Origin of the sequence: Pseudoalteromonas sp. SA25 (assembly GCF_011378705.1) — a bacterium.
GTDB lineage: Bacteria > Pseudomonadota > Gammaproteobacteria > Enterobacterales > Alteromonadaceae > Pseudoalteromonas > Pseudoalteromonas arctica.
The window spans coordinates 81,294-94,999 of sequence record NZ_WTKV01000013.1; the positions used below are offsets into that span (position 1 = coordinate 81,294).

Below are 13,706 nucleotides of genomic sequence, written 5' to 3' on the forward strand. Positions count from 1 at the left end.
CACCTTAAATACATTATTTGCATAGATTCTATAAAATAATATCATTTTTGTTATAGGTAAAGAACTCATACCATAGCGGCATGAGTTAACAACACTAGACAGCTATGACCAAACCTGAACAAAATCAGTCATTAAGTCGATTTATTTTATTACTAATGACCACTGCAATTGCCGCAACAGCAGCAAACTTGTACTACAACCAGCCTATTTTACCGCTTATAGCGAACGAATTTAATTTAACTGATTCGCAGCTTGGGAGTATTCCCGCACTTACACAAATTGGTTACGCGTTTGCGTTATTATTTATTTCTCCGTTGGGTGACTCGATTGCTCGCAGGCGTTTAATTACTATTTTGTCGTGCTTATTAGTAGTGGCTTGTAGTGCAGCAATGCTTGCACCTAACTTACCTTTATTACTTATATCGGTATTTTTAATTGGTGTAAGCGCCAATATAACCCAGCAATTAATACCCTTTGCAGCATCGCTTGTATCGAGCGAGCAAAAAGGTGCCACGTTAGGCACATTAATGATGGGCTTAACCATCGGTATTTTACTTTCAAGAACGTTAAGTGGGTTTGTAGGTGAGCAATTTGGTTGGCGAAATGTATTTTTAATGTCGGCAGTACTCGCGGCATTATTTGGTATATTACTGCGCGTGTTTTTACCTAGCAATAAGCCACACACTAATTTGCGTTACTGGCCTCTCATTAAAAGTACGTTGGCGTTGTTTATTAAACATAAATCACTGCAGCATTTTACACTTTCGGGCGCATTTTGGTTTGCATCATTTAATGTGCTTTGGGCAACACTTGCAATTTATGTAAGTAACGAGCCATTTAACTACAACGCTCAACAAGCCGGTTTATTTGGTGTAATAGCATTGGCTGGCGTAATTGGCGCTAAGTCGTCGGGTAAATGGGTCAGCAAACTGGGATCTAAAGCTCTAATTATGATTGCACTTACGCTTGCGGCAATCGGCTTTGCTATTACAGGTTTGTTTAATGGCAGTTTAGCGTCGTTAGTTATTGGCATTATTCTAATCGACTTCGCCATATTTAGTGCACAAGTGGCTAACCAGGTGCGTGTTTTTAGTATTGACCCCACTGCGCAAAGTCGCATAAATGGAATTTACATGCTGGGTTATTACATTGGAGGCGCTGTTGGCTCAATGGTTGGTGTTAAAGCATTTGCACTTTATCAATGGCATGGCGTTGTTGCTGTAAGCATTATATTTATTTTGCTAAGTGGCATTTTTAATTCATTTGCTAAAAAGTAATCGCTTAAAACTTAAGGAGTAAAAATGGGTACGTTAAAAACAGCGGGTAGCTTTACATTACTGTGTATCGCCAGCTTAACTATTATGGTGGGAACCCTACTTGCGCCAGGTTTAGTAAGTATTTCACAAGGATTAGGTATAACCGATAACACCGTACTTTTAATTACGTTGCCATCGTTAGGCGCTGTGGTTTTTGCGCCGCTAGCAGGAAAATTAATAGATAAATACGGAGCTTATAAACTTTTAGTAATTGGGTTATTTTTATATGGGGTTGCAGGTGCCAGTGCTTACTTTTTAAAAGGCCCAACGCTTGTATTTGCTAATCGATTTTTACTCGGCGGTATAACTGCTGTGGTAATGGCAAGTTGTACGGTTTTAATTTCTGCTTGGTACACAGGCGAAGCACGCCTTGGCATGATTGCAAAACAAGGCATGGCGATAGAGTTAGGCGGTGTTATATTTTTATTTTTAGGCGGATTATTAGCGTCGCAATTTTGGGCGCTGCCATTTTCACTTTATTTAATAGCGTGGGTATTTTTGGCCATGCTTTTATTGTTTGTGCCAAGTAAAAACTCACTGGCTAGTAATAACGATGAAGTGTCAGAACATCTACATCACAAAGCTAATAATGGTCTCTCGTTAAAAAGCGTTTATGTAATTTCAACACTCGCGATGACCATATTTTTTACGTCTACTGTGTTACTACCCATTACAATGAACGAAGAAAACTTTAACGAATCACAAATAGGCCAACTACTCGCATTTATATCTTTAGTGGCTATAGTTACCGCAGGCTTTATGCCTAAAATAACAAAGAAGCTTGGTGAGCCCAAGGTTTTGGCATTTGCCTTTTTAGCGTTTAGTTTATCGTATATTTGTTTTACACAAGTAAGCACCCTACTTTTAATTTTAGGCGCAATATTAATAGGTATAGGATTTGGTTTTAGTATCCCGCTTTTAAACCATATGACGGTAGAGCTCAGTGATGTGAAAGTACGCGGCCGTAATTTATCGTACTTTACGATGGCTGTATTTTCGGGTCAGTTTTTTACCTCATTTATGCAGTACATACCTGGTGGTGAAAAAAACGTATTTATAATTTGTAGCGTTTCAGCATTTATAATTGCACTGGTATTGTTTTTTAAACCGATCAAAGCAAAGTAGTCGTAACTTAAAAAAGAGCATTTTTATAAATGCTCTTTTTTATCTAAACCTCCCGCTTTATTATTTGCACTACCTCACTGATTACTTTTTTCTAATTTAACTCTATTGCTAAGTTTACCATTATAACAACATTTAGCATGATGTGTTCTTTTACTATAAAGCCACCAGCTAATTTATATTAACTGCATTAAGAGTGTAAAAAGATGGTGAAATTATATTGAAATTGCAAAGTACTTACACTGCTTATTGCTGATCACAAAGGCGTAAGGCTGATTAAAAGCAGTAACAAATAGATGTGTATATGCTCATAGGTACTGACTGGATTCTAACTCAATAGCTGAATACTGTATATAAACACAGTATATATATTTCCTGTCAAAAATAACTTAAACCAACTTCCCTTTGTAAGTCGTTAATAATATTAAACTAAATAAAGTGCTATAAAACTGATTCGTTATCATAAATAGATAAAACAGCGGTAACTGTATATGCATACAGTTACCACTTAAACCTATCTAACCTACTTTTTAATAAACGCACTATAACCAGCTAATGCCTTTGATACACTAAGTGGTGGATTATCTGAATGCTCAGCACCTTCGTTTATAGCGCTTTGCCACGCAAGGTTATTATTAGGGTTTGCTTTTAAAGCAGACTCTAAATTATTAAACGCTTTTAACATTAACGGATGCTCTGCTCCACCCACCGAAAGATATAAATAAGTAGGCGCCTTAACTTTGTTAGCTTGAGTAGTTAAAAACGCTTCTACATTATTAACCACTGTCATGTCGTCATACCAAGCCGCTGGGCTAAATGCAAAGTAGCCATTAAACAGTTCAGGCCTTGTATGAAGTGTATAAAGTACAAAGCTGCCACCGGCCGAAAAACCACTTAATACACGGTTATTACTAAGCTTATATTTTGCCGATAAATACGGGAATAACTCAGTTTCAATAAACGCTAAAAACTTGTCGGCTTCACCATTAGGCTCTATAAGTATTTCGCCCTCTGGGCGCGCTTGTGTATTTACATCTTGGCGAGCATAGGGAGGCACTAAATCGCGATTACGTGTATCTGTAAAAAACAAATTAGGAATAGACACCAATATAGCCTTATCCCCTTTTTCGCTCTTAGCTTGTTTTGTAAGTGCTTTGTCCCATGTATCTAAATTAAAGTTACCATCGGTTTTAATAATTAACGGATACGCTTTTTTAGGATTGTAATTAGCGGGTAATCTTATAAACACTTTGCGCGACTCATTAAGCACGCTTGAGTTAATTGTTACGTCTGTATAGGCCGATACATAATGGTTGTAATAACGTATGGCTAAAATACCGATAGCAAAAATGACTACGGCTAAACTTAAATTAATAAAATAGTGTTTTGTTATTTTTATTGCCATGCGGCATTCCTTTAAATGTTTAGGAGTTATTTAATCGAGCTTAACCCATTGTTTTATTTCAAGCGCGGTCATAATAAGCTCAACCGAAAACGCGGCTAAAATCATCCCCATCACACGCGTTAAAATAGACGCGCCGCCAGTACCAATAAGCTTAATTATTTTACCCGAAAGCAGCAACAGTATTAAAGTAATACCCAACACACCAATTGTAACAAGCGCTGTGCCTATTTGAGTAGTAATTGGGTGTATGTGGTTGTCGGTAAGTAGTATCACCGCCAAAATAGCGCCAGGGGTCGCAGTTGCTGGTATAGCTAGCGGAAACACCGCAATATCGTGATCGGGGTCTTGTTTAGCTTTGTTAGAATCGTTTCCAAATATCATTTGCAGGCCAAACAAAAACAATATAATTCCGCCCCCTAACTGAAACGACACCAACCTAATTCCCATCGCATTAAGTATTAGCTGCCCTATTAAAATAGAACCCAATAGTACGCAACCAGCGTAAAGCACCGTTTTAAAGGCTGTTTTACGACGTTGTTGATCTGTTAAATGAGAAGTAAGCGCAGCAAACAGCGCCATAGTGCCTATTGGGTCAATGGTTGCCCAAATAACAAGCGCATCTTGAGATAGTTTTTCTAGCATATAAAATCCTTGTTAAGCGTAAATATCTAATAAAACACGGGTAACAAATTCATTTGCTTACGCTTAACTATAATAGAAAGCCGTTATTTTTTGTATTTTATTTACACTTGGAGGCGTTGACCTTTCAGGATTGAAAAAAGATAAACACTTATAATTGCCGTCTTTCGTTAAAGTGATTTATGCCAAATAGAATTTTCTCTTAAGCTAAAACCTAACTTAATAAGTAAATTATGTGAACGTGCATTGTGTGCACTCACCTCAGCCGATAGATGTTTAAGCGCAATTTCCTTAAGTAGCGCTTCAATAAAACCGGTGACTACTTCAAACATTACGCCTTTATCCCAAAAGTCGGGGTGCAGCTCAAATCCTATAAACGCACTACTTTTACACGGTGTTAAATTATAAAGCCCACAAGTACCCATTAACTTCCCAGATGTATTATGTTCAATTGCGACTCTAATCACTTCGCCTTCGTAGTAGGCACTAATATCATCTTGTATTAATTGTTTGATTTGTGTTTTGCTGAGCGGTGTTTCGTAGTCGTTAAATTCTGACACATGCGGGTGGTTTAAAATATTAAATAAACACGCAGCGTGTTTGTGGGTAATTAAACGCAGCGTAACGCGTTCAAGCTTTGTGGTATTAAACATTTTATTTAAGTGGTTAGTTAAATTAGCTCTTTATGGGCAGGCATTATTAACTTACCATACCCCATTAACAAGCATTATCTTTAAAGCAAAAAGAGTAAGAGAACGTAATGAGTGACGATTTTCAAGTAATACAACCCACTACCACAGTATATTGCCCAAAGCGCGGCGAAGGCTGGACCTTAACAGGCATTACTAATATTAACGAGTTTACCTCAGTAATGTTTGACGGCACACGCTATACACTTCCAGCACGCGAAATAGTAGAAGAACTTCTTCCTAACCAGCTAGCGCGTGAGCAAAATAGCTAACCAAACACATACACAATAAAAAGGCTGCAATTTTGCAGCCTAATATCTAATTAACGAGTTAAAATGCTTCGTCTTCACTGTAAACATTAACGTTTAACTCGTCCTCATCTTCAAATACTACAAACGAAATAGGCTTACAGCATACTTGGCAGTCTTCTATGTATTGCTCATCAATATCTGCTGCATCAAGTAATACTTCTATACTTTCTCCACAATAAGGGCAGCTTATTGATGTTTCTGTTAACTGGTTCATTTATCACCTGCTAATTTATATCTCGAATGTTGTCACTTTAATGAACACGTAAGCATAATTCAACACCCCTTTAAATAACGCATACTTGGCTAACCCAATTAAACCATGCTACTAACTAAAAAGTGATCTAAATACCAGCTTTACGTTTATAAAACATCTTAAGCACATTAGTTTGCACCATATATAAGTTAGCCAGCTAAAACTATGCCTCTACAATGAAATAGTATTAGCACTTAGCGGGTCTAACTTCATAAGTATTTAAACTCACACTTCAGGTGGATAATTTTATGAAAAAATCACTCGCACTCGCATTAACATCTGCCGCAATATTGTTTAGCACATTTACTCATGCAGCTAAAACCGAAAAAGCCGTTTTAGCTGGAGGTTGTTTTTGGTGTATGGAAAGTGACTTTGAAAAGCTAGAAGGCGTAACCGATGTAATATCGGGCTTTACTGGCGGCAAACTTAAAAATCCAACATACAATGGTAATCATAAAGGCCATTACGAGGCCGTAGAAATTACTTACGACCCAGCCATAGTAAACTATCAGGGTATACTTGATCATTACTGGGTAAATATTGATCCTTTTGATGCCAGAGGCCAATTTTGCGATAAAGGCCCTAGTTACTTAAGCGCTATATTTGCACAAAACGACGAACAACGTAAATTAGCTGAAAAAACAAAAGCAGCAGTAGTTGCCGAGTTTCCTAATCAAACTGTGGTTACACCTATACTAAACGCAAGTACCTTTTACCCTATAAAAGGGAGGGAAAGCTTTCACCAAGATTATTACAAAAACAACCCAATCCGATACAACACTTATCGTTGGCGTTGTGGTCGCGACAGCCGCCTAGAAGATATTTGGGGCGACAGAGCAACCCACTAGTATTTTATTAAGCAACTTAAATTACACCAACAAAAGGCTACGTATTGTGCAGCCTTTTGCTTATCTACAAAGCTAGCTTTCTCTGCTTCAAAAAGTATATAAACCTTCATTATCAATAAATAGTATATTCTGTTTCCTGAAGCAGGCTGTTTATCTACTAAATCAAATGCAATAAATTGCACTCCTAGATTGATATAAACCAAATTCAACAACTGGAGTTACACAAAATGTTTGCCAATCAATTACAGCTAGCGCGTGCTCTAGAGTTACCTACACGCCAAGCCATGCTTTACCGTGAACCATCAGTACAACACTTTTGGAATAGCAACACCGACCTAATTACAAACGCGTGGAGCGAATGGGAAACAACATCAATAGATGGCTCAACGTTTACGGTTGACGACACACTACTTGATAAAAACCTACGTGAAGCAGTAAAGCAAGCATGGGAAGATCCATCAAAAGAGCTGGCCGTAAAAGCGTTATTACACGAAGTAGCGCCTGATGTATTTCAATTTCAATTTTTTGATCCAGAGCGCCTTGCCGTATTACGCGGGTATTTAGAACAAGTATGGAATTCGCAAATTCCTATGCGCCCACCATATGGCATAGTGTTAAATCGCCGTGGTGCAATGCTTGATAGCCGATCAGAAGGTTATTTAGCAGCGCCAAGCTTTCAAGCGTTTTATAACGAAATACTAAACACTTATATGCGCCCTATTTCGCGTATGTTGTTCCCGGAGGTTACGGGGTTTGATACACAAACATTTGGTTTTTCTATTTATTATGAGCCAAACACAGATTCGTCAATTCGCCCACATACCGATGCATCGGCCGTAACGCTTAATATTAACTTAAACTTACCAGGCGAAGAGTTTACAGGGTCAGAAGTTGACTTTTATCACCCGTACACAGGCGACATTAAATCACTTACGTTTAAGCCCGGCACTGCCATGTTACATCGTGGCAATATTGCACACGCAGCAAAGCCTATTACCAGTGGTGAGCGAACTAATTTTGTTTTGTGGTTGTATGGAGAACGCGGGCGATTACCAGCACAAGGTGCACCACGCATTCCTATTGATGCTAAACAGCGCTGGATTAACCCTAAAAAAACGAACGACGGCTATACACCGTTTTAATCGAGTTTTTAACTAAGTTTTTAACTAAGTTTTTAACTAAGCTTTTAACTAAGCAAAAAGGCTGCTTAATTTAAGCAGCCTTTTTGTTAGCATCGTTTTAGTTTACGTTTAAAACTTATACGTTGCAGATAGCCTTACACTTCTGGGTGTGCCCGGTTGAACCCAGGCATCAGCAAATGAGTTAGTGTAATAGGTTTCATCAAACAGGTTATCAACCTCTGCACGCAAGCCAATAGCCTTAGTTACATCAATATCTATAAACGTACGCGCTGTTGTATAGCTTGGTAGCTCAAAGTCGGTACCAAAAAAACCGTTTCGAGAGTCTACATAAACTAAACCTGCGCCAAATTTAATTGCTTTGCCATATAACTCGGCTGATTTAACAAGCTGTAAACTAAGTTGATGTTTAGGAATATTTAATAAAGAACTACCCGCTTCAACGGTATAGCCAAAGTTAGCATCAAAAAATGAGTTTTCAATAGTTGCATCAACATACGCATACGATAACCATAGGCTTACATCATCCGTTAGCTCACCGTTTACATCAATCTCTATGCCTTTGCTTTGTGCTTCGCCAATTGCAGCAAAGGTAAATGCAGTGGGATCGTCAACCACCAGCATGTTGTCTTGCTCTACTTTAAACATCGCGATAGTGCCAAATAAAGCGCCATCGTTTAAAGTAAATTTAACTCCCAACTCTGTTGAAGTAGATTGATTTGGTTCAAACCCATCGCCATTTGTATCAGTGCCTGATAAAGGCCTAAAGTTTTCGCCATAAGCGGCATAAACAGATACAAACTCGCTCGCCTCATACACAACACCTAACTGGGGGCTAACACGTGACTCATTTTGTTTTGATTGTGTATCAGCTAAGCGGTTATTAAGTGTTTGCTGGTAGTCATCAAAACGTATACCAATACGTACATCAAGCTTATCGGTTAGGCTTATTTGGTCTTGTATAAATACACCTAACGACTCCTGCACTTCTAACTTATCGGTATTGGCCGTTGGCGTAGGTAACTCATACGCTCCATATACAGGATTAAAAACATTTATATACTGATCGCCACGTACACGAAGAACAAATTGATCATTTTCGAACTTATCAGAATCAACACCAATTATTAAACGGTGATCCAACCCTGCAACCTCTAAATTACCTGTCACTTCGGCTCTAAATACCTGATATTTTGCATTGTAATCACGGTAGCGCCTAAAGCGATTTACCTCACTATCAACAACACCTGCAAAACCAGTTTCGGTAGCAAACCCTTCAAGCGAGGTATCACGGTAGTTAGCGCCCAGCAATACGCTCCAATTATCATTAAAGTCATGAATAAACTCTAATTGATGGCCAAGTACGTCAGCCTCTATTGGGCCATCACCTGGCTCACCTAAAAAGCGGCTCTGTGGTATTAAACCAAGTTCGCTATTTATGGCTAATACGCCTCTATCAAAAGGGACCTCTTGGTCACTGTATTCAAGCTCATATATTAGTTGGCTATTATCATTAATAATCCATGTTATTGATGGGCTAAAGCCTTGTTTAGTTGTTTCTATTGTATCGCGAAAGCTTTTTGCGTCTTCATAAAAACCAACCAGTCTAATTGCTACGTCGTCGCTAAGGGGCGTGGTGTAATCTACATCAGCGCGGTAGGTGTCAAAGCTGCCTACGCTTAGCTTTAGCTCGCCGCTTGTATCAAACGTTGGGCGCTTAGTAACGAGATTTACTGTACCGCCAGGTTCACCACGGCCAAATAAAGCAGCACGTGGACCTTTTAACACCTCAACCGATTCAATACCCGACAAATCACGTGAGCCACCAAAACCACGCCCGGCATTAAACCCATTAACAAGGTAATTGCTTGGCAAGTTTTCATCGCCTACAAAGCCGCGTAGCGCAAAGCTATTCCAAAGCCCGCCAAAGTTATTTTGACGCGCTACCGATGCCGATAAATCAAGCGCTTGATTTAAATTTATCGCACCTGCGTTTTCAAGCGCTTCTAAGTCTATTTTTAATTCTGATTGCGGTGTTTCTAAAGGGCTAAAATTACCTTGATAAGCTTGGCGCGAGCCAATCACTGCCAATCTTTCTATAGAGCTATTATTTACGCTGTCATCCTTTGGGGTTTGTTCAGCAGCCATAGCGTGGCTGCTAAACAAACTGACTAAGCATGCGCTTAAATAGCTGAGCTTTAGCCCATTTTTATTGGTATTCATTATAAACCTTGTTAATTAGTTGACTCATAAATTTTCTTTTAGCTTAACGCCTGTAACGTCAGGCTCATCCGTTTCATTAAGCATTGTTTTTTTAAAGCTAGGCATACTCTTAAGCGCAGCTTTAGGTGGGTTGTCTTTTATAAACAGCCAAGGGTAGTAAAACTCCCTTAAACTTTTATGAAATCCTCGCATACGGTATTCATATCTAAATGCAGCTAAAGCATCAGTGCTCGCCAATCGGGTAAAACTGCGTTGTAGCAATAGTGGTGGTGAAAACCACGATACAATCCCCGCTAGTTGATACTTTGTATGCGCTGCATCACGATAAGCATGTGAAAGTTCACCTGCTTTTTCGTCTCCAACTTGCTGAAATGCGTAATACCATTTCCACTCAAACTCGCTTTGCATATCAACATGATCTTTCCACTGTGGATTTGACGCTACAAAAGCATCCATTGTGGTTTTCTTTGGTAAGTCCCATGCATCGTTAACCGCCTCACGCTGAGTAAGCACAATGTCGCCGCCCTTTGGTGAGTGAACCGTTTTGTTTATAACTAAATCGCCTAAAATAGGAATAATAAAGGCAACTAACACCCAAAAACCGATTAATGTTGAAGCAACACGCGGCGCACTGTTGGCATTTTTGCCCCACCACACACTGAGCAAAGTCCAAAACGCAATGTAAATTACACATATAAAAGTAACAAACCCCACATCAGCAAGGGCCGAATGACTAAGCAATGTACCTACATAAAATGGCAACATTAAACACACTATTACTGCTATTAACCTTACAGCTATACGTGCCCCCCATAATGCAAAGTACGACTTAGCCGTTGTCACTAATAAGTCATGCCTACCACTTGTTCGCTCATTAGCAAATAAATCATGAAATAGTAAAATAACTATCAGCGGTGCTAATGCACTAATTACAAATACAAAATCAATTTTACCTGCCTGCGCTAGCTCTGCGTTTTGTGAATCGCTTTCATAAATTTGTCCCTCTAGGGCAAGTAAGTTCAGCCGATGTTTCCACGGATAAATATCACGCTCGCCTAAAGCAGCAAACGCTAAATTTGAAGGTGCTGAATACGTTAAATGAAAGCTGTAATAGGCAAGCGAACCAGCATCACTGTATTTATTTTGTACGTTAGCTAATTCAGTTAAATCAGCCGTTTTTAAACGCTCAATAGTATGTTGTTGCTGGCTTACTTCACTAAGGCCGCTGAAAACTGCAAACCCCGATATAGCAAATGTACATGCTAGTAATATCACTAAATATTTTTGACGAAGTAAAAAACGCCATTCACGAATTAGCTGTGAAAATACATAACTCATAACAAACGCTTCCCTACAAATTTAATACCGCCTAACAGCACTGCAATCCAAATAAATAACTGTAAAAATGCTGGGATACTTCGCTGTGCTCTCACTTGTGCGTTATCTACATTAAAAGTAAAGTTTTGCAGTACTTGCCAATTTTGTGCACTTACACGAGCTTGCTTAGTTGCTTCGGTACTGGCATTGCGGTTCATATCGTCTTGGTAGCTAAGCTTTTCTACATGAACTTTGTTAAGCCCTTGCACAAAGTCAAAACGCAACTGTTCGGTTTCACGCAAAAAGCGGTGATGAGTTTCAATACTCGTCCCTACCACTATCATCGATAACGACCGAATAGCCACCATAGGTGAAACCCAGCCAAAATAACGAGATACCTTCGTTTGTTTAAGCTCTGCTTGCATACGTTGCTCGGCAAATTTGTTTAGTACGTTAGTCAATTTTGCTTCAGATTCGCTGGCTACTAATCCTCTAAAATTAATCGGTAGCTCATCTATACTTTTAACGTTGTATTTATTAAGGAGTGATTGTTTAAATTGCATAAATGCGGGGTCGTTTGCGTTATGGCCGTCACCTAGTTTTCTAAGTTGTGCTTTTACAGCAAAGTCTGTTTCTATTTTACCGGCAGATGGCACCGCCGTTGAGGCACTGGTACTTGCTACGCGTGGCATAACAATACACAGTAAAATCCACACAAAGGCAAGTGCGGTAAAGCTACCACTATTTTTACTAAACACGCTCGATGCCAGTAAAATCAGTAATACCCACACAGTTAAATATAAAGCGTAGCCAACAACAAAACTTACAACTGCCAGTAAGCTTTCGCCCGCAGCAACCGTAAATAAAGCCGATACCGTAAGCGGAGTTAAAATTAAGCCCACAACAGAAAGTAGCGCCAATCCTTTACCTGCAATTAGCGTTACACCCGATGTACCTTGCGATAACAAATAAGAAAGCGTTTGCGATTCGCGCTCTCGGCTAATACCGCTGTAGCCAATTAATATTAATAATAAAGGTGCGAGTGTTTGCACAATAAATGCAGGCGTTAAACTGCCTAATTTAGTTAATGCAGTCCCTTGGCGACTATCTGCAAACATTGCGCTGTTTTGTCTGTGCCCTTCTAAAAATATAGAGTTGCCTGTATAAGCGTCAATACCAGGGTCTAGCGTACTAAGTGGCGAAGGCGTTCTAAATGCATAATGCCCGTAATGCACCATTCTGTGTGGATGGCGGTCTGGTTGATCAACAAAGCTCTTATCGCTTGTTGTTTGTAACTCATGGCGAGTATGGCTTAGCTCCATCATAGTAATAGCCGTTACAATTACCGAAGCAAGCGTGAGCACCAAACCAATAGCAAGCACGGTCATTGCTAATTTTGAGCGAAGCCAATAACGCCACTCATCTTTGGCAACAATCACCACCTTTGAAAAGTTATTTATACTCATTAAGCACCTCTTTTAGCGTGATGCCCAAACGCAGCGTGTACTTGCTCGGTATCTATACGCCCACTTTGGGGCGCATCAAACTCACCCACCAGCTCACCGTTTTTAAGTAAACCAATTCGATTAGCGACTTGGCAGGCACCGTATACATCGTGGGTAACCATTAAAATGGTCGCACCCGTTAATGCAAGCTCTCGTACAAGTTGATTAAATTCATCAATAGCAACAGGATCAAGACCAGAGGTTGGCTCATCAAGTAAAAAAATGGGTGCTTCACGCAGTATCGCAAGTGCAATTGCTGTTTTTTGCCTCATACCTTTTGAATAAGTTTGCATGTGGCGATCCCATGCATCGTGTTGCAATGCAACTCGATTAAAAGCCGCGTTAATTTGCTCATCTGATTTTTTAATATCAGCGAGTGATAAAAAATATTCAACATTTTCACGAGCTGTTAAATGCGGATATAACGTAGCCGACTCTGGCAAATACGCTGTTTTACCTCGCACAAAATCAAGCGCTTTACTCACCTCTTTACCCGCTACTTTTACAGAGCCTTCGGTTGGTTTATTAAACCCAAGTAACGTTTTTAACGTGGTTGATTTACCCGCACCATTACCACCAAGTAGCGCATAAACCTCACCTGCAGCCACACTAAAGCTTAAGTTTTTTAAAATAGCGTTATTTTTAATACTAAAATTTAAAGAACTCACTTCAATCATCGCATCACTCAGGTCGGCTTCTGAATTGCTAAGTTGTTTATCAAAAGTTTTAGGGGCAATTGTTGGTGTTTTATTAATCGTGGTAGGTGTTGTCACACTCAAACTCTATTTAGGGAAATTACATAGATGTGAATGTTATACTATATCAAATAGTAATTGCAACAATATAACATCCCAACAGTTAACAAATAAGATAATTATGGTTACTTAGTTAATAAATTATTACTTTAAGAGGTAAAAATTAAAGCAACTTAAAATAGCC

General features: G+C 39.2%; 13 protein-coding genes. 5 read left to right on the top strand and 8 right to left on the bottom strand.

The annotated features are described in order from the left end of the window. Nucleotides 1-104: 104 nt before the first annotated feature. Nucleotides 105-1,277, top strand: a complete 1,173-nt coding sequence (locus GQR45_RS12100) for an MFS transporter (protein ID WP_165726060.1) — start codon at nucleotides 105-107, stop codon at nucleotides 1,275-1,277. A gap of 24 nt (nucleotides 1,278-1,301) precedes the next feature. After that, nucleotides 1,302-2,441 carry an MFS transporter gene (locus tag GQR45_RS12105; protein WP_165726061.1) on the top strand — a complete coding sequence of 380 codons (1,140 nt, stop codon included), beginning with the start codon at nucleotides 1,302-1,304 and terminating at the stop codon, nucleotides 2,439-2,441. A 520-nt stretch (nucleotides 2,442-2,961) separates the two neighbouring features. Here the strand turns inward: GQR45_RS12105 and GQR45_RS12110 are convergent. From GQR45_RS12110 to GQR45_RS12120, 3 genes are all read right to left on the bottom strand, one after another. Continuing rightward, the gene (locus GQR45_RS12110; RefSeq protein ID WP_165726062.1) at nucleotides 2,962-3,843 is read right to left on the bottom strand and encodes an alpha/beta hydrolase-fold protein; all 882 of its coding nucleotides are present in this window, start codon (nucleotides 3,841-3,843) and stop codon (nucleotides 2,962-2,964) included. 30 nt (nucleotides 3,844-3,873) lie between these two features. Next, entirely contained in the window at nucleotides 3,874-4,485 is a 612-nt protein-coding gene (locus GQR45_RS12115; protein ID WP_010552776.1) for a MarC family protein, read from the bottom strand. A 167-nt stretch (nucleotides 4,486-4,652) separates the two neighbouring features. Further along, on the bottom strand, nucleotides 4,653-5,135 hold the full coding sequence (locus GQR45_RS12120) for a GNAT family N-acetyltransferase (RefSeq protein ID WP_165726063.1): 483 nt from the start codon (nucleotides 5,133-5,135) through the stop codon (nucleotides 4,653-4,655). A gap of 107 nt (nucleotides 5,136-5,242) precedes the next feature. On the opposite strand from GQR45_RS12120, the gene GQR45_RS12125 reads away from it, so the two are divergent. Continuing rightward, complete coding sequence (locus GQR45_RS12125) at nucleotides 5,243-5,443, top strand: hypothetical protein (protein WP_007586727.1); 201 nt, start codon at nucleotides 5,243-5,245, stop codon at nucleotides 5,441-5,443. Nucleotides 5,444-5,501: 58 nt separating this feature from the next. Here the strand turns inward: GQR45_RS12125 and GQR45_RS12130 are convergent, their stop codons facing one another. Next, on the bottom strand, nucleotides 5,502-5,696 hold the full coding sequence (locus GQR45_RS12130) for a CPXCG motif-containing cysteine-rich protein (protein WP_007586729.1): 195 nt from the start codon (nucleotides 5,694-5,696) through the stop codon (nucleotides 5,502-5,504). 287 nt (nucleotides 5,697-5,983) lie between these two features. Between GQR45_RS12130 and msrA the strand changes: the two genes are divergently transcribed. After that, nucleotides 5,984-6,583, top strand: a complete 600-nt coding sequence (gene msrA, locus GQR45_RS12135) for a peptide-methionine (S)-S-oxide reductase MsrA (RefSeq protein ID WP_165726064.1) — start codon at nucleotides 5,984-5,986, stop codon at nucleotides 6,581-6,583. Between the two features lie 227 nt (nucleotides 6,584-6,810). Beyond that, nucleotides 6,811-7,725 (top strand): 2OG-Fe(II) oxygenase family protein, encoded by a 915-nt coding sequence (locus GQR45_RS12140; RefSeq protein WP_165726065.1) that lies wholly within the window; start codon nucleotides 6,811-6,813, stop codon nucleotides 7,723-7,725. Nucleotides 7,726-7,833: 108 nt separating this feature from the next. Here the strand turns inward: GQR45_RS12140 and GQR45_RS12145 are convergent, their stop codons facing one another. The 4 genes from GQR45_RS12145 to GQR45_RS12160 are packed head-to-tail and all read right to left on the bottom strand — an operon-like array spanning nucleotide 7,834 to nucleotide 13,540. Next, the gene (locus GQR45_RS12145; RefSeq protein ID WP_165726066.1) at nucleotides 7,834-9,945 is read right to left on the bottom strand and encodes a TonB-dependent siderophore receptor; all 2,112 of its coding nucleotides are present in this window, start codon (nucleotides 9,943-9,945) and stop codon (nucleotides 7,834-7,836) included. Nucleotides 9,946-9,969: 24 nt separating this feature from the next. Then, nucleotides 9,970-11,283, bottom strand: coding sequence for a DUF3526 domain-containing protein (locus GQR45_RS12150; protein ID WP_165726067.1), 1,314 nt, complete (start codon nucleotides 11,281-11,283; stop codon nucleotides 9,970-9,972). Further along, nucleotides 11,280-12,728, bottom strand: a complete 1,449-nt coding sequence (locus GQR45_RS12155; protein ID WP_165726068.1) for a DUF3526 domain-containing protein — start codon at nucleotides 12,726-12,728, stop codon at nucleotides 11,280-11,282. Before GQR45_RS12155 ends, GQR45_RS12150 begins: the two co-directional genes overlap by 4 nt. Then, entirely contained in the window at nucleotides 12,728-13,540 is an 813-nt protein-coding gene (locus GQR45_RS12160; RefSeq protein ID WP_346774201.1) for an ATP-binding cassette domain-containing protein, read from the bottom strand. Before GQR45_RS12160 ends, GQR45_RS12155 begins: the two co-directional genes overlap by 1 nt. Between the last annotated feature and the right edge of the window lie 166 nt (nucleotides 13,541-13,706).